The following is a 17,229-nucleotide window of genomic DNA, read 5'->3' as shown; positions in this document are numbered from 1 at the left end:
TTAGAAACAACTTAACACGAAAGCCTATATGAATTTTATTGGACCTAGTCCGACAAACTAACCTAAACATTATTAATGAAAATAAATTCTTACTCTTTAAAAGTGACAAAGCCATTGTCATTGTTTGTTGTGCTTCTATTTTTCATCTGTCAAAATTTGAATGCGCAAACCATTACCTATTCGGGTCGCGATGTGGCACTTACAGAAGTATTGCAGGCGATCAAGAAACAGACTAATTATGAGTTCATGGGTGCCAAAAAATTACTTGATAGGGCAAAGCCGATAACCGTGAAAGTCGAAAAGGTGACACTTAAGGTTTTTCTTGATCAGATTTTAAAGGATCAGGATATGAGCTATACGATTGATTCAAAAACAATATTCTTGGAACAACTATCGCATACTACCAATCAAAAAACTGCTCCGGCGGTTAAAAAACCTTCACAGCGAGAGATCAAAGTTACCGTAAGGGGTAAGGATCAAAATCCCTTAAACGGAGTAACGGTGCTTCACAATGGGAAACCAGTCACGATTTCAGATCAAAATGGACAATTTTTTCTGGGGGAAGCAAAGGGTACGCTGACCATGAGTATGGTGGGATATCGGACTTATTTATTGCAGTTATTGGATGATAAATTTGACTATTCTATTCGCATGGAGGAGGAGCCTAATGCACTTGAGCAAGTGGTCGTAACGGGGTATCAGGTCATCAAAAAAGATTCTTACACAGGTACTGCGGTTACCAAAAGCGGAGAAGAATTAAGACAGGTGAATCCTCAGAATGTGCTCCAAGCGATGCAAGTGTTCGATCCATCATTCAAGTTACTGGACAATAATTTAGCAGGATCTAATCCCAATGCGCTTCCCAATATCAATGTCAGAGGATCTTCTTCCTTGCCTTCTGGAAATAATGAGGTACTGCGACGTGATAATATTACGACCTCGATCAATATGCCTGCCTTTATTATGGATGGTTTTGAAGTTAGTGTTCAAAAAGTTTTGGATCTGGATATGACCCGTATTGAGAGTGTAACCATTTTAAAAGACGCTGCAGCAACAGCGATCTATGGATCACGTGCTGCAAATGGGGTAATGGTGATCACGACAAAAGCACCTAAAGATGGAAAGTTACAGCTGACTTATACGCATGAAAGCAATGTCAATGTTCCTGATCTGACCGGATATAAAGTCTTGAATGCGCCAGATAAATTAGCTTACGAAAAATTGGCAGGGCTCTATGATAGTGATTTACAACGACAGTCGCAAGATGTTCTTGATCAATTATATTATAGCAAATTAGCAAATGTATTGGGCGGAGTAGACACGTACTGGCTCTCTCAGCCTGTGCGAACTGCTGTTGGGCAAAAGCATGGACTGTACATCCAGGGAGGTGCAGAAACATTCAGATATGGCGTGGACCTTCGTTACCAGACACGACCTGGAGTCATGAAAGGGTCCGGTAGAAACCAATATTCTGGAGGTCTGAATTTCAGCTACAATCTTCGTAATAAAGTTCGCTTCCAAAATGAATTATCAGTGACCATCGTGAATGGTACGGAATCTCCATATGGTAATTTTTCAGATTATGTGCTGATGAACCCCTATTATCGGATGAAAGACGATAACGGTAATATTCTTCAGGAAATTGATGTTTGGACCAGGGTCGCCAACTCAGGGTCAAGCCAAAGGGAGCATGTATTGAACCCACTTTATAATGCTACTTTAAGTAGCTTCAACAAATTAGGCTATACCGAACTATTAGATAATCTATCTGCAGATCTAGATCTAGGCAATGGTTTGCGATTGCGTGGACAAGTAAGCTTACTGAAGAGACTAAACAATAATGACAACTTCCGTTCGCCTTTGGCCAATGATTTTTTTTATTATCCGACAAGTCAAACAGATTTAAAAGGTAGTTATACCAGTTATACGAATAATGAACTGTACTGGGATGCCAATGTGCGGGCGAACTGGATGCGGACAATCGAAAAACATAATTTCAATATTGTAGCGGGAACAAATATAAGAACGGAAAGTTATGATGAGCGTTCTTTTACAGCTGTAGGTTTTCCTAATGATCGTTTTACAAGTGTCGGTTTTGCAAAGGGGTATGCTGAAAATGCAAGTCCACAAAGCAGCTTAAGCGCTTCCAGGTTATTTGGTGCATTCTTGAGTTCAAACTATTCATTTGACAGTAGGTATCTTTTTGATGCCACCTTGCGGATCGATGGTTCATCTAAATTTGGAGCTAACAGGCGTTCTGCTCCATTTTGGTCAACGGGTATCGGCTGGAATATACATAAGGAATCCTGGTTCGATAATGAATCTATTAGCCAGTTACGTGTGCGGACAACGATCGGTCTGACAGGTTCTGTGCAGTTTGATCCCTACATGGCAAGAACTACTTACAATTATGATAAAAGTAACTGGTATTCATCGGGGTTAGGTAGTACAGTCCGGAATTATGGCAATGAGAATCTGACCTGGCAAAAGACCCAAAATACAGATGTTGGGATTGACTTAGGTTTCTGGAACGACCGCTTGACATTTTCTCCAAGATATTATCATAAGATAACACGGGATATTTTGGCGGACATCAACTTAGCACCTTCCACCGGATTTACATCCTATAAAGAAAATCTGGGTGATATGGAAAATAAAGGTTTTGAGCTTAATGCAAACTGGATACCTATCCGCAACGAAAACTGGACGCTTAGTTTGCTGGCTAATTTAGTTCGGAACGAAAATAAGATCATCCGGATTTCCAATGCACTGAAAAGTTATAACGATAGGGTGGATGAGTCACAGCAGGGAAGTGATCTGATGGCTGTGCCTTTGCTGAGATACAAGGAAGGACAATCGTTAGATGCCATTTATGCCGTGCCATCGCTTGGTATCGACCCTGAAAATGGAAAGGAAGTTTTCATTAAAAAAGATGGATCGTTGACCTATGACTGGGATGCGAAGGATATCGATGTAGTGGCTGTGGCCACTCCTAAAATAGAAGGTTTTTTCGGAGGAACGCTGCGTTATAAGCAATTTATGATGGTGGCTTATTTTCAAACACGGGTGGGCGGTAAAACTTATAATCAAACTTTGGTGGACCGGGTGGAAAATGCAGATCCAAGATATAATGTAGATAGCCGGGTGCTGGAAGAAAAATGGAAAAACCCGGGGGATGTGTCTTTCTATAAGAGTATTCAAGACCTTGGACAGACACGTGTCTCTTCGCGATTTATAATGCCAGATCGTTTACTTGCGCTTCAGTCACTCAATATTTCATATGATGCTGGAAAAGCTTTTACAAAAAAATTAGCACTGTCAAGCTTACGGATGGGGCTGGTTGCAAATGATATCTTTCGTTGGTCATCGGTCAAGCAAGAACGTGGGATAAATTATCCTTTCGCGCGGAGTATCTCTTTTACCCTTCAAGCGGGCTTATAAATATTTAATGACTTATACTAATTGAAGAATGAAAAAGATTTATATAACACTAATGTTTATTTCCACTTTAGGTTTTTTTTCTTGTGCGAAATGGCTTGATATACAGCCTGAAAGTGATGTGGATAAGAATATTCTGTTCTCGACAGAAGATGGCTTTAAAGAGGCTCTTATAGGTGTTTACACCAGAGCTGCGAAAAGTGATTTATATGGTAAAGAGTTGACCATCGGTACATCTGAAGTATTGGTCCAAAACTATACCATTCCCAGTAATGACCCATTAAGATACCAGCAAACTAAAAACTTCAGGTACAACGATGCGAATTTCACCGCTCGTAAGGATGATGTATGGAAAGGCTTATATAATGGCATTGTCAATGCTAATTTGATTCTAGGCGAAGTCGATAAAAAACAAAATCTTTTTATTGGTAACAACTACGCCTTGATTAAAGGGGAGGCATTGGCCTTGCGCGCTTTTCTGCATTTTGATGCCCTGAGATTATTTGCTCCAGCGCCTGTTATCAATGATAAAGTGGATGCAATACCATACGTTACAACTTATTCCAACAAATCGACAAAATTGTCCTCTGTATCTCAAGTGCTGGACTCCGTAATCCGTGATTTGGAACAGGCGAAGGATTTGTTAAAAATAGACCCCATTCGCCAGAAATCCTACATTGTCGGTTATCCGACAAGTACAGACACACTAGAAAATTCGGAACTCAGCGACCGAAATCTTTTCTTGCAAAATAGGAGACACAGACTGAACTATTTTGCGGTATGTGGCTTACTTGCTCGTGTTAATTTGTATAAAGGCGACCAAATAAAAGCGTTAGCATATGCCAAAGAAATTATTGTTGCAAAGAAGTTTCCGTGGACAAATCGTACGGATTTCCTGGCAGTTGATGCCGATAAAAAGGACCGTATCCTGTATAAAGAATTGTTGTTTGCTTGGTATATCCCTGCAATGAGCAACACGTTTAATAACGAGTGGTTTACAGAGGGAAACTCGGGGATGTACCTGGATCAAGAGGAAGCGAAGATTATATATGATGTTGGTGGGGCTGGAGGGAGCGATATGCGCTATACGCAGTGGTTTGGAAGTACAAGCGTAGGTTCAGCTTTTATTTCTCCTTTGCTCAAATATAGAAGAAATGTTTTCAGCGAGAACTTTTCGGCCAACTTGCATTACTTGGTCGCCCCAGCAGTAAGGTTAAGTGAAATGTATTATATCGCTGCTGAATGCACTTTTGGCAATGATCCTGCTCAAGCACTTGCTTATTTAGATGAGGTGAGGCAAAATCGGGGAATCGGGCAGAAGCTGGAAATGATGAGCCAAGCTGCTTTTCGTCAGGTGCTGATAAAGGAGTATCGTAAGGAAATGTATGCGGAGGGGCAGCTATTTTTTGCATATAAACGATTAAATCAACCTATAGTTGGTCAGCAGGGAGCTTTAATACCCGTGAACCAGCAGGTATTTACGTGGCCGCTTCCTGATGATGAAATAATTTATGGACAAAGATAATTGAACATCAAAATGAAATATACTACATTTTTAATCATGACACTTGGCATTTCTATGTTCTTTTCTTGCAAAAAAGTATCGGTCATGACGTATGACCGGCCAGCAAATATTTATTTTAATCTGACTGCTGCAGATCGTGACAGTATGGTGTACACTTTTGCATATGATATGACTAAGGCTACTGATACGATCTTTCTACCGGTCAAATTAATGGGGTACCGGGATGAAAAATCAAGAAGCTTCCAGGCGTATATAGAAAATGATTCTTCAACAGCTCAAGCGGAGATTCATTACGACAAATTGAAGCCAGACTATCCGCTTATGGAAGGAGCTGGACAAACTTTTTTACCCATTATCATTCATAACGTCAAGGACCTGGAAACTCATGCCGTGTCTCTAATAATCAAACTCAAAGCAAGTACGGATTTTGGGACGGAAAATAAAAACCTTATTCGTGCCCGGATCATCCTCTCCGCACAATTGGAACAGCCCCAATGGTGGTCCATGTGGTTGGATAATTATTCCAGGGTAAAACATCAATTGTTTTTGCTTGTAACAGAACAGCGCACTTTGTCGATGCAGGGCATAGATGCACCAAAAAATCTCTATTTCGCAAATTTATTGCTAATCATGTTAAATGATCCCTTCAAGTGGGTTCAGGATCATCCTGAAAAGGACTATAAACTGGAGTCCACTGATGATGGGCAGACTTATGTCTTTTACCATGTGGATAATCCAAATCGAACCATATTGTTAAGGAAAAATGCAGGTTCGGGTAAGTATTTTTTTATTGATGAAACAGGAAAGGAGGTGAGGTAATATGGCTATAAATATTTTTATGAGGAAAGGGTTCTTCGCATCTGTTTGCATTGTGATGGTTATAGCAACTTTATACAGCTGCTATAAAGATAAAGGTAACTATAACATTGCATTACCGCAGGAACCTCAAATCACGGGGCTGGATACGCTGTATGAGGCTTCAGTGGGTGACAGCTTGATCATTAGTCCAAAAATTTTAGGAATTGATCCAGGTTCGGTACAGTGCAACTGGCGAATTGATGTTCCTGAAGCAATTAATCCGGAGACTAATCATTACGAAGGACAAGCACTACGGATCGCTTTTGGTTTGGAAGCTAAGCGTTATCGCGCAAGACTGACCGTTACAAACAAGGAAAATGGGATGAAATATTTCTATAATTTTCATATTCAAGGGGTGACAGCATTTTCGAGAGGATCATTGGTGCTGTCGGTCGATAATGGTATTAGTAAGCTCTCTTTTATAAAACCTGATCATTCGGTTCAGGCTAATATTTACGAAATCATTAATGGTGAAAATCTTCCGGCTAATCCATTACATATCCATTATGTCAGGAATCAGTTTACAGGAAATACTCCGTTAGGATATTGGATTATTTCAAAAAACGGTGGAGTTAGACTGGATGTGAATAATTTGAAGAAGGAGACCTTGAAACCGGGGACATTGCATGACAACTTTTTCTTAGCACCGCCACGTATCGATGTCGGAAGTTTACAAACTTATCCGTTTGGGGCATTATTGGGTGTGATCAATGGTAAATTTTATGGTGGAGCAACGACTACATGGGATCAATCGGTAACCTATGGTATGTTTGGAACGTTTGCAGATGGTGATTATGAGCTGGCGTCACAATTTGTCCTATCATCGGTGGACAATAATTTCAGTATTATCGGTTTTGACAAAAATAAAAAACAATTTATCCGGATCAATATATATGGTTCACCCATGTATTTTGGTACGCAATATACGAGCGTGAATCCAGAAATATTTGATCCTAGCCAGGTGAGGATGGATCTGTTACACATGGTGCAGATCAATAATAAGGACACTTATGCTTTTGTGAAAGATAATTCAGGTAAAGTTTATGAACTGAAGTTTACAGCTAATTTTAATGGACCATTTTTAGTTACCGCAAATCATAAAAAGCTTTTTGTACATCAGGAATGGATCAATGCAAATACTAAAATGGTGGCTAGTCGGATTGGATATATTTATGTGGGTTATCAAAACAAAGTGTTCCGTTATAATCCGCTCAATCAACAGGTGCAGGAATTAAAAGTTAATATACAGTCGCCTGTTAGTTTATTGAAATTGGACGATGACGAAAATACACTTATAGTTGGAGCTGGAAGCTCACTCTACTATCTGGATATTCAGGTAGGAAAAGATGGACAGCTCCTTAAGAAAATTGATGGAATACCAGGCGACATAGTAGACCTAACCTGGAGGAAATAAGTAATAAACTATAGCTAAATTATACATATGAAAATTTTAAAAATTGCTGCCATCATACTGGCAGCAGCACCAACATTGTTGTTTGCACAAGAGACTGCTTTTCAGATTAAAGGAACAGCTTCTAAAATGTTTAACGGTAAGATGATCTATCTGGACTATACGAAAGATGGATTTCCAGCATTGGATTCTGTCCAGATTGTGAATGGAAAATTCAGTTTGCAAGGTACGGTCGATGAACCTATTTATTCCAGAATGGTTCTTGATCAAGAAGGAACTGGGAAGCTGATGGCACAAAATGTGGGCGATCGTTTATACTTTTACCTCGGCAACGAGAATTATAATTTTACGATTAAGGATTCTTTACGTACGGCCTCAATTAAAGGATCAGCCATTCATGATGAATATAGTGCATATTTAAAAGAAATAGGCGGAGGATTTATGGATATCATTGACGCTGGCAATAAGGCATTCTCTGCAGTAAACAAAGACGCTGCTGATGCAAATGAACAATATCAAGCTATTCATGAAAAATTTGAAGCCAAATTTGAGGCGCGTCGGGTAAAGGAATTAGTCTTCGCAGAAAATAATCCGAACTCTATATTTTCAATTGATGCGTTAGTAGATGCTTCCAATAAACGAAAGCTTTCTGAAATTGAGCCGATATTTTTAAAACTATCGAAGGAGGTACGCCAGCTTACTACAGCGCGCCAGTTGGAGGCACGGTTTTTAGCGGAGCGAAGCATAAAGATCGGCAGTAAAGCTCCCGATTTTTCACAACCGGATACCAAAGGTAAAATGGTTAAGGTTTCCGATTTTAAAGGGAAATATGTCTTGATCGATTTTTGGGCCAGCTGGTGCGGCCCATGCCGTGCTGAGAACCCGAATTTGGTTAAAGCATATCACAAATATAAGAATAAAGGCTTAGAGGTATTGGCTGTTTCTCTAGATGATACTAAAGGAAAGAATGCTTGGCTAAAAGCAATAGAAGATGATGGCATGCCATGGATCCAGGTTGCTGACTTGAAAGGGTGGTCTAACGACGCAGCAGTTTTATATGGGGTAAGGGCTGTTCCGCAGAATTATCTGGTGGATCCGCAAGGAACTATTGTTGCAATCAATTTAAAAGGCGATAACTTACACACCGAATTGGCAAAGGTATTTGGTAATTGATAATGCTTTATAAAGTACACTTTTTTGTTAAAATTTAAGCTTATTGCTTGCTATTGGGAGATCTGTTAAGCTTTATTAATATTAAAAGGGTAGCGGTATGCTACCCTTTTGTTTAAAGTCAAAAGGGCCTAATTCTCATTAGACCCTTTATCTTGACGTTTTGATGTACAGTAATTTTTTTATGTTTTTTATCGTTTCCTCTTTTTTGTTTCGTCATCCAAAAGTTTTGGGTGCATTTGGACTTTCTACTGTACTACGTCGATTTATTTTCTGCCTTATAAAAAGCAGGTTTGCTATAGTTTTCAATAATAAAACAACTGTCCCTTAAAAAGGGTCATAAAAAAATTATTTTTAAACTTTTTTATAGGATAATCTAGCCATTTACATTTTGAAATGGTGGGACATTCATATTCCTTTATTTATGTGTCAGCACTGTATTTGGTAGCAACATGAAGGTGTTAACCGGAGAATTTAGATGTTAAAGATGGTATTTATGCTTTTCCTAGTGGCGATAAATATTGCTTCGAAGTGTCTTTTCAAACTTTCCTTTATTCACACTTGTTATCAATTAGAACATAGATCAATCTGTCAAAGCATGACCAGGACGAAAAATGCTATGATCAAAGGAAAATCTATTCGTTAACAGATAAAAATTGCATAGTATGGCAGATGATAAATCAAAAAAAGGAAAACAGGATCGTTCGCAGGTGAGTGGATCAGAAAACTACGAAATTCAATATTTTAAAGATAAAATGGGGGTGAGCAGACAAGAAGTGATAGGCCGATTGGATAAAAATAATTAAACATTATTTATAATTAACATAATAGCATGACCAAAGGCCGTATTTCAGTCCATGAGCTTATGAAAATAGGGAGGGAGCAGGAAGGGAAAAGTGAGAATACTGCAGCAGCCGATAGCTATAAGCAAGTACTTAAAAAAGATGCATTGAACGCTGGGGCATATCATCGGCTTATGGTCTTATACCGCAAGCAGAAGGATTATAAGAAAGAACTTGCGGTAATTCAAAAGGCTATCAAGATGTACGATAAAGATATTAAGCAGGACCAGCAAGCGTGGAGAAAAACAAATCAGCAATCGGCAGATCTTAGTCAAGATCTAGCGAAAGCGTTGGGTCTTGTGAATGAAGATGGCCTACCGGTATACGAAGAACCGCATATTAACACGTGGCGGAAACGTCTGGAAACCGTTCAAAAAAAATTAGAAGCATCAAGTCTGAAGTCTAAAAAACGTAAATAAGCGATCATTGCTTTTTCTAAGTTAGGCTTGCTCTTTTGTTAATTCCTCAGATTCGACATAATCCTTAAAGTTCTTAAAATCTTTGTGGATCATTCTTTCTAAACCCGGATTTAAAAACTTTGCAACTGCTTTCCCTAACTCACCAACCGGGGCTTTATAGCTCATTTTTAATGATATCTCCGTTTTGTTTTCTCCTGCTTCTTTAAACTTTACTGTGCCAGCATTTTGAACCTTCGAATCAGCCATACTTGACCAAGAAATCTGCTCGTTGATAATATCAGCCGTGATGGTGGCCTTCCAGGATAAAGGATCTAGTCCCGCGGGTGTTTTTACATGCCATTCAGAATGCTTTTCATCAATTATATCAACGCGATCCAGATGTTTCATTATTGACGGAAGATTTTCAAGTTTTCTCCAGAACGCATATACGACGTGGCGAGGACTGTCTACTGTAATGACCGATTCTATAAACACATCAGTCGGGTTATTTGCCTGGTCGATCGCGAGCCTATCGTATATTGGACAGTAACCAGTAGATCCTCTTAATAAAAGTAGAGCACTAGAGACGGCCAGTGCTGGATCTTTCTTTTTACCTGTTAGGCTTGTATAAAGTAAATATGACGATGATAAGATCGTGATTATGCGTTCAGTTTTACTGATATTTTGTTTATAATTCATCATGATATAATTATCTATATACTAGATTTTTGTTGCTCAGATTTCTTTCTATATGTACAAATCAAAATGGATAATGTTCATTTACATCTTAATCTGCTAGGCACGGAGTTTTTTCAATGTTACAAGACCTATCCTTTAGTAATACCGAAAGAAATTGCTGTAACTTTTCCTTAGCTATCTCGGTAAAAAAATATGATTTTTAAAATGGGTATCCGATAATATTTTTATTTTGAAAAATTTATCTTTACCTTGACTTTAACGTTCATGCCAATTAAATGTTAAACCAATAGGATGTCTCCAAAAGAAATAGCTACATTAGAAAAATTGAAAGATGGGGATTTAGCTTCATTTAATGAGATCTATTTTCAATATTCTCCAAAGATTTATGTGCGGTTGATCAAGTTGGTAAAAGATCAAGTTGTGGCAGAAGAAATCTTGCAGGATGTATTTACTAAAGTATGGGTCAACCGTGCTAAGATCGACGCTACTAAAGGTTTTGTTTCTTTTCTCAATCATATTTCTGATAATCTGGCGATTGATTTTTTTCGGAAAGTACAACGTGATAAATCCCTGCAGCTGGAACTATGGGTATCGGCAGTAGAATTGTATTATCATACAGAAGAACATATTCATTTAAAAGATACACAAGACATTTTAGCAAAAGCAATAGATTCGCTAAGTCCAAAGCGAAAAGAAATTTTGATTCTTAATAAATTTCAGGAAAAAAGCTACAAAGAAATAGCAGAAGAACTTGGGATTTCGGTTTCTACTGTTAGCAATCAATTGGTCAGTGCATTGAAAGATATTAAAGAATATATTCAAAAAAACTACCGGAATGAGGCTATAATCAGCTTTTTAGCCACTTTACTCTTTAAACTTTAAAAATAATTAAAAACGCAATAGTGTGTTTCTTTGTGACAAACGTATAGAGAGTTAAATACAGCAATGTATTCGACTAATTATAAACTGTTTTGAAAGGACAATTTTTTAAATTTAAGCTGCAAGAGTATATTCATAATAGACTCGACCTAAAGGAGTATGAGGCATTTTTTGATGAGCTGAACCAGGTGGATCCTGTTCTCCTACAACAATGGATTGCAGAAATTCTAGAGGAGGAAGATGAAGCTGTGAGTGCGCGCATTCCAATACCGGATCTTTCCAGAGTTCATGAACATGTGCTTCAAAAGGTCTATGAAATAGATCCGCCAGTAACGCGAAAAACTCGGAAAATGACCTATTGGATGTGGGCATCTACTGCAGCAATATTCCTATGTGTTCTTTCACTGCTTTATGTTTTCCGCTTTAAAACGCCTTCAGAAGTTAGCTATAAATCGATGTTGTCCTACTATGAAAATGCCTATAATTATACCATCGATATGCAGCTTCCGGATAGCTCCATTGCTATTCTCTATCCACATGCTAAGATCAGCTATGCACTTAACAAGGAAGGGATACGCGAGATTAAACACATGCAGGGAAAAGTAATTTATAAAGTCCATAAAAATCCTAATGCTCCTTTTACCGTTAATTATATGGGCTATGTGACGCGGGCACTGGGTACAGTATTTAGTGTTGATCCCAAAGCGAATGAAAATATCCTAATCAAACTTTTGGAGGGTAGGATTTCAGTTGGCCATTTTGGTGCGTTACCAAAAGACCTCTTGTACCTGAATCCGAATGAAGAGGTGGAAGTTGATCTGAAGTTGCATAAAATGACCAAACTAACGGAGAAAGTTTTGGATAAATCCAGGATAGCGCGCGTGGATAAAAAACTGAGCGAGCTTATTCCAAGTTTTAATGCGAACGTAGCATGGACCAGTCAATCCGTTGAATTCAGTCAAACCAAAAATACGCAACTCCTGCAAGTGATTGAAAATTTATATGAAGTTTCGATTATCTGCGAAAGCCCCGAGTTACTATCCAATTCTTTTACAGGAAGCCTCAACAGAAAAGAGCCTCTTGAAAAATTCTTAAGCAATTTCTGTCAATTAAACGGTTGCTCGTTCCGCCTTGATAATGGAATCGTCACCTTGAGCAATTCAGCAAGAAAGGAGGGGCCAAATTAGGAAATCAACCCTTTATGATACATAAAAAATAAAACGACCAGTTTTTTAATTTTTAATAACCAATACTTAAAATTATGAAGCATATTTTAATCAAATTAATGCTAATGGGACAGCTATTCCTATACTTTTCGGTAGGATTTGCCCAATCCAACCTGAAAGTCAGTGGTAAAGTAGTGGATGCCGAAGGAAATTCCTTGCCCGGTTCAACCATTGATCTCATTCATGAAAAAACGAATAAGAAATGGAATTTCATTGCGGATAATGACGGATTATTCACCTTGAGTCCATTAACTGAAGGCGAGAGCTATTCCATTTTTGGACATCATGTAGGCTATGCTGCTGATTCTGTTAAGCATTTTGTAGCCTCTGCAACTAGTAAAAACACAATTCTTATCCGGTTAAAAACCAATGCGAAGACTATTGATGAAGTCGTAGTTGTCGGCTATGGCGTTCAGAAAAAAGTAAATCTAACGGGAGCGGTGTCTGCGGTGTCGGGGGCTGACTTAAATAATCGACCAGCCGGCCAGACATCATCTGCCCTTCAAGGTATGGCATCTGGTGTGACGGTCACCCAGCGTTCAGGTAAACCAGGTGCTGATGGTGGGGACATTCGCATTCGAGGTATCGGCACACTCGGTAATTCCAACCCACTAGTCTTGATTGATGGTATTGAGGGGTCCATGAATAATATAGATCCTAATGTCGTCGAAAATATTTCAATTCTTAAAGATGCTGCATCAGCATCTATATATGGCTCCAGAGCTGCAAATGGTGTAATTTTGGTGACCACTAAACGAGGTAACTCCGAAAAGGTTGCTATAGCATACAACAATTATTTTGGATGGCAATCTGCTTCGAATATGCCAAAAATCGTCAATGCATTGGACCATATGTTGCTTACGAATGAAGCGTATACCAATGTGGGTGCTAGTCCTCTGTATCCAGAGGATATTATTAAAACTTATCAAACGCAAGGAAATGGGAGTTCTGATGAATACCCCAATACGGATTGGCAGAAGGAATCATTACAGGGCAACGGATTTCAGCACAGTCATTTCCTAACGGTCAATGCGGGAACTAACAATGTCAAAATGTTGACATCAGTAGGCTACTTTGATCAACAAGGATTGACTTTGAACAGTTCATTCAAAAGGTATACCATTAGGAACAATGTGGATGTTAAGTTTTCTGAAAAACTTGCTATGAAGTTTGATTTTCAATATGTGAATCCAATCATTACATCACCATCGGCAGGTATCGAGGAGCTTTTTCAATGGATGAGTAGCATCCCTGCTAATCAAACCTTTAGAAATGCTAATGGCACTTGGGGGCTTGGTTGGAATGGTAATAATCCTGTTTCTGCAGCAGCAGATGGAGGTATTGCAACCAATAAGAATCCGTTTGGAAGTATTAATGCCTCATTGATTTATAGACCGAAAGAATGGCTTACAGCAGAGGTCAATTATGCACCGAAATATGCTACCCAAGTAAATAAAAACTTTCGTAAAGCTGTACAGTCTTACTTTCCTGATGGTACAGCAAGTTTTTCTGTTCCTGTTCGCACTGCTCTAACACAGTATAATAGCCAAGAGTTATTTAATAATATGCGTGCTACATTGACTTTTAACAAGGATTTTGGTCAGCATCAGGTACGCTGGTTAGTCGGGGGGGCCCGTGAGGATTATAAGATTGATTATATCCAAGGCTTTCGAGATACGTATGTTCTTCCTGACTATGAGGTATTGAATGCAGGATCGGCTTTGAATCAGTCAGCTACTGGAAGTGCTTCGGAATGGGCTTTGCAATCGCTATTCTCTCGAATTAATTATGTCTTTAAGGATCGTTACCTTCTCGAGCTCAATGCTCGTTACGATGGATCTTCTCGCTTTGCTAAAGGGAACCGTTATGGCTTTTTTCCTTCGGCGTCTGCTGGTTGGCGTTTCTCCCAAGAAGAATTTCTGAGCTCAATTAAGGGGTGGCTGAATGAGGGAAAGATTCGCGCTTCATGGGGTAAATTAGGGAATCAGAATATTGGCACTTATCCCTCTGTTGCTACGCTTAACTTAGGGTCCTCTACTTTAGGAAATGGTATTGTAAATACAGCTGCTCTCAACGATATGTCCAATCCTGATATTACTTGGGAGTCTACTGAAGAAAAGAATATTGGTCTTGATTTAACATTATTCAACAGATGGACTTTTACTGCTGATCTCTACAATAGAAAGACAAGTGATATCTTGTTATTGCTCGATATTCCACTTATTATCGGATTAAATAAACCCTATCAGAATGCCGGAGTTGTGGAAAATAAAGGTTGGGAAATGTCTGTCGGTTATAAAAATGATCCTGCTCAAGCTTTTCGATACAATTTCACATTCAATCTTTCAGATGTGAAGAACAAGGTATTGGATATGCGCGGCGTCAATCAAACAGGGCTTACTGTGAATCGGGAAGGTCATCCCATCAATTCCATTTTTGGTTATGTTTCTGAAGGATATTTCCAAAGTGCAGAAGAAATCAAGGCACATGCTACTCAATTTGGGACGTTGGCTCCTGGAGACCTGAAATACAAAGATCAAAATGGCGATAATGTTATTAATGAATCTGATAAAACTATCATAGGCAGCACCATTCCAAGGTATACGTATTCGTTAAATTCCAATTTTAGTTATAAGGGGATCGACTTTAGTTTCTTACTGCAAGGAGTCGGTAAGGCAGATGGTTATTTATACGGGGCGGGGATACAGCCGTTTACAACTACAGGTGCCATTGGGGGAACAATTAGAGAAGACAACAAAGATCGTTGGACCCCAGATCATACAAATGCCAAATACCCACGTCTAGCTTTTGGGCAAAATAATAATCAACAAGCTTCTCAATTTTGGATGAAAAATGCTTCGTATTTGCGATTGAAGAATGTACAGCTTGGTTATACCTTTCGTGGCCAAAGTTTGAAGTCGATAGGTGTCAGTAGACTCCGGCTCTTTGTTAATGGTTCTAACCTGTTCAGTATTGACAAATTTTGGGATGGCTATGATGTGGAGGCACCTATCGGTTATGGTAACTTTTATCCGCAGGTTAAGGTGTATAGTTTTGGTTTAGATGTTACTTTATAATTTGTGAACTTATGAAAAATCTATGTAAATATGTTTTCAGTATCTTATTTGTCGGAATACTGTTTGTGATGGGAGGATGTGATAAATATTTGGATCGATCACCATTGGACGGTCCGTCTGACGAAAAATATTTTGCTAATCAAGAAGAGCTGACATTAGTTGTCAATGGATTATATAGTGCCGTCGTATTTCACCCCACGGATGATATGCCTATTAATTTAACACTTGACGATGCTACAGATATTGGTTGGGATCGTAATACTTCCGATCTGCAGGCCGTGGGGCGTGGAGATTATGATAGTAATAATGGTTATATCCGAAATATTTGGACCAACTCTTACAAAGTGATTAGTAAATGCAATTTTATTTTGGACAATATTTCTAAGCTGGACGGTAAGATGGATGCTACCTTACAAAAAAGATATAAAGCAGAAACTCAATTTATCAGAGCTTATGTGTATTCTTACCTGATCGATTATTTTGGTGGAGTGCCTTTGGTTAAAAGTAGTGTTAGCCTGTCTGATGCTAATATTCCCAAAAGTGCAAAGGTTGAAATCGCTAATTTTATTTTAGAAGAACTGGAAGATGCTGCCGCAAATCTGCCGGTAAGCTATGGTAATACCGATATCGGTAGGGCTACAAAGGGTGCCGCATTGGCTATCCGTGCTCGCACGGCTCTTAACAACGAGTTGTGGGAGCAAGCAAGTAAATCAGCAAAAGCGGTAATGGATCTTAAAGTCTATAGTTTACATCCCGATTTTGGACAGCTCTTTACCTATGATGGAGAAGGGTCGAAAGAAATAATATTTGCTTTTCAATACCTGCGCTTACAAAAAACAAAAACACATAGTACTACACGGGGATTTATATCTCGAAATGCACAAGGAACTTCTAACAAGATTCCATCGCAATCTATTGTTGATGCTTATACATGTACCGACGGACTGGCTATTGACAAATCACCGATGTATGATCCCAAGAAACCTTTCAATAATCGTGACCCTCGATTGGCCTATACGATTGCGCTTCCTGGTTCTGTATACTTTGGATTTCAGTTTGAAACGCACAAAGATAGTCTGCTATGCTGGAATTATAACTATAATACCTCGTCTCCAGTCCGTATTCAAAATCAGGATGCGATCAATGCATATGCGACTTTCTCAGGGTACTGCTGGAAAAAATATGTCGATATGAAAGATAAAGATTTTACAATGGAATCCGAGCTGAATATTATTCAAAGCCGATATGCTGAAATTTTATTGATTTATGCGGAAGCAATGATAGAATCCAATACCATTGACCAAAGTGTCTATGATGCTATCAATACCATTAGACAGCGTCCTACTGTCGATATGCCTGCTGTTGGAGCCGGAAAGTCTCAGACGCAACTTAGGGAGATTGTCCGTAAAGAAAGACTCTATGAACTGGCGAATGAAGGTTTTAGGATGGTTGATCTGAGACGATGGAAATTGGCAAATAAGGCCATGAATTCGACTTTGTATGGACGCATTCCGAAAGGATTGCTTGCTAATGCCCCCGCTATTGATCAAGATGGGTTGGTGAATTATCAACAAGTAGCCAATCAAAAGGATATGCGTGTCATAGAAATACGTAAGTTCGATGGGAACAAGAATTATTTATGGCCTATTCCCAATATTGAAATTGTAACCAATAAAAACCTGGAACAAAATCCTGGTTATTAAACT

Annotated in this window: 12 protein-coding genes; 11 read left to right on the top strand and 1 reads right to left on the bottom strand. The window is 38.8% G+C overall.

The features are described from left to right. Window positions 1-75 precede the first annotated feature (75 nt). The 7 genes from M2265_RS07085 to M2265_RS07055 all read left to right on the top strand — a co-directional run bounded on the left by M2265_RS07085 (window position 76) and on the right by M2265_RS07055 (window position 9,663). Complete coding sequence (locus tag M2265_RS07085; RefSeq protein WP_132771276.1) at window positions 76-3,441, top strand: SusC/RagA family TonB-linked outer membrane protein; 3,366 nt, start codon at window positions 76-78, stop codon at window positions 3,439-3,441. Window positions 3,442-3,469: 28 nt separating this feature from the next. Continuing rightward, complete coding sequence (locus tag M2265_RS07080) at window positions 3,470-4,963, top strand: RagB/SusD family nutrient uptake outer membrane protein (RefSeq protein ID WP_132771277.1); 1,494 nt, start codon at window positions 3,470-3,472, stop codon at window positions 4,961-4,963. 12 nt (window positions 4,964-4,975) lie between these two features. Continuing rightward, the gene (locus M2265_RS07075; protein WP_132771278.1) at window positions 4,976-5,782 is read left to right on the top strand and encodes a DUF4843 domain-containing protein; all 807 of its coding nucleotides are present in this window, start codon (window positions 4,976-4,978) and stop codon (window positions 5,780-5,782) included. Window positions 5,783-5,801: 19 nt separating this feature from the next. Then, complete coding sequence (locus M2265_RS07070) at window positions 5,802-7,235, top strand: PKD-like family lipoprotein (protein ID WP_165905940.1); 1,434 nt, start codon at window positions 5,802-5,804, stop codon at window positions 7,233-7,235. 27 nt (window positions 7,236-7,262) lie between these two features. Further along, the gene (locus M2265_RS07065; RefSeq protein ID WP_132771280.1) at window positions 7,263-8,405 is read left to right on the top strand and encodes an AhpC/TSA family protein; all 1,143 of its coding nucleotides are present in this window, start codon (window positions 7,263-7,265) and stop codon (window positions 8,403-8,405) included. Window positions 8,406-9,067: 662 nt separating this feature from the next. Continuing rightward, on the top strand, window positions 9,068-9,208 hold the full coding sequence (locus tag M2265_RS07060) for a DUF3606 domain-containing protein (RefSeq protein ID WP_132771281.1): 141 nt from the start codon (window positions 9,068-9,070) through the stop codon (window positions 9,206-9,208). Between the two features lie 26 nt (window positions 9,209-9,234). Next, window positions 9,235-9,663 carry a DUF2225 domain-containing protein gene (locus M2265_RS07055; RefSeq protein ID WP_132771282.1) on the top strand — a complete coding sequence of 143 codons (429 nt, stop codon included), beginning with the start codon at window positions 9,235-9,237 and terminating at the stop codon, window positions 9,661-9,663. Window positions 9,664-9,684: 21 nt separating this feature from the next. On the opposite strand, the gene M2265_RS07050 is transcribed toward M2265_RS07055, so the two are convergent. Next, window positions 9,685-10,344 (bottom strand): SRPBCC family protein, encoded by a 660-nt coding sequence (locus tag M2265_RS07050; protein WP_132771283.1) that lies wholly within the window; start codon window positions 10,342-10,344, stop codon window positions 9,685-9,687. Window positions 10,345-10,632: 288 nt separating this feature from the next. Here M2265_RS07050 and M2265_RS07045 point away from each other — a divergent pair, with 288 nt between their 5' ends. The 4 genes from M2265_RS07045 to M2265_RS07030 all read left to right on the top strand — a co-directional run bounded on the left by M2265_RS07045 (window position 10,633) and on the right by M2265_RS07030 (window position 17,226). Beyond that, window positions 10,633-11,223 (top strand): RNA polymerase sigma factor, encoded by a 591-nt coding sequence (locus M2265_RS07045; protein WP_132771284.1) that lies wholly within the window; start codon window positions 10,633-10,635, stop codon window positions 11,221-11,223. Window positions 11,224-11,312: 89 nt separating this feature from the next. Beyond that, window positions 11,313-12,407 (top strand): FecR family protein, encoded by a 1,095-nt coding sequence (locus M2265_RS07040; RefSeq protein ID WP_132771285.1) that lies wholly within the window; start codon window positions 11,313-11,315, stop codon window positions 12,405-12,407. A 74-nt stretch (window positions 12,408-12,481) separates the two neighbouring features. Further along, complete coding sequence (locus tag M2265_RS07035; RefSeq protein ID WP_132771286.1) at window positions 12,482-15,523, top strand: SusC/RagA family TonB-linked outer membrane protein; 3,042 nt, start codon at window positions 12,482-12,484, stop codon at window positions 15,521-15,523. A gap of 11 nt (window positions 15,524-15,534) precedes the next feature. Then, entirely contained in the window at window positions 15,535-17,226 is a 1,692-nt protein-coding gene (locus M2265_RS07030) for a RagB/SusD family nutrient uptake outer membrane protein (RefSeq protein WP_132771287.1), read from the top strand. Window positions 17,227-17,229 lie beyond the last annotated feature (3 nt).

The organism is Sphingobacterium kitahiroshimense (assembly GCF_025961315.1).
Classification (GTDB): domain Bacteria; phylum Bacteroidota; class Bacteroidia; order Sphingobacteriales; family Sphingobacteriaceae; genus Sphingobacterium; species Sphingobacterium anhuiense.
The sequence above is the reverse complement of the archived record's forward strand: the minus strand, read 5'-3'. Positions and strand labels throughout refer to the sequence as shown.

Bases quoted from the DNA above. Each gene is read 5' to 3' on its own strand.
- M2265_RS07055 (WP_132771282.1), top strand. From the start codon at position 9,235: ATGACCAAAGGCCGTATTTCAGTCCATGAGCTTATGAAAATAGGGAGG.
- M2265_RS07060 (WP_132771281.1), top strand. From the start codon at position 9,068: ATGGCAGATGATAAATCAAAAAAAGGAAAACAGGATCGTTCGCAGGTG.
- M2265_RS07030 (WP_132771287.1), top strand. From the start codon at position 15,535: ATGAAAAATCTATGTAAATATGTTTTCAGTATCTTATTTGTCGGAATA.
- M2265_RS07050 (WP_132771283.1), bottom strand. From the start codon at position 10,344: ATGATGAATTATAAACAAAATATCAGTAAAACTGAACGCATAATCACG.
- M2265_RS07035 (WP_132771286.1), top strand. From the start codon at position 12,482: ATGAAGCATATTTTAATCAAATTAATGCTAATGGGACAGCTATTCCTA.
- M2265_RS07070 (WP_165905940.1), top strand. From the start codon at position 5,802: ATGAGGAAAGGGTTCTTCGCATCTGTTTGCATTGTGATGGTTATAGCA.
- M2265_RS07065 (WP_132771280.1), top strand. From the start codon at position 7,263: ATGAAAATTTTAAAAATTGCTGCCATCATACTGGCAGCAGCACCAACA.
- M2265_RS07080 (WP_132771277.1), top strand. From the start codon at position 3,470: ATGAAAAAGATTTATATAACACTAATGTTTATTTCCACTTTAGGTTTT.
- M2265_RS07075 (WP_132771278.1), top strand. From the start codon at position 4,976: ATGAAATATACTACATTTTTAATCATGACACTTGGCATTTCTATGTTC.
- M2265_RS07085 (WP_132771276.1), top strand. From the start codon at position 76: ATGAAAATAAATTCTTACTCTTTAAAAGTGACAAAGCCATTGTCATTG.
- M2265_RS07045 (WP_132771284.1), top strand. From the start codon at position 10,633: ATGTCTCCAAAAGAAATAGCTACATTAGAAAAATTGAAAGATGGGGAT.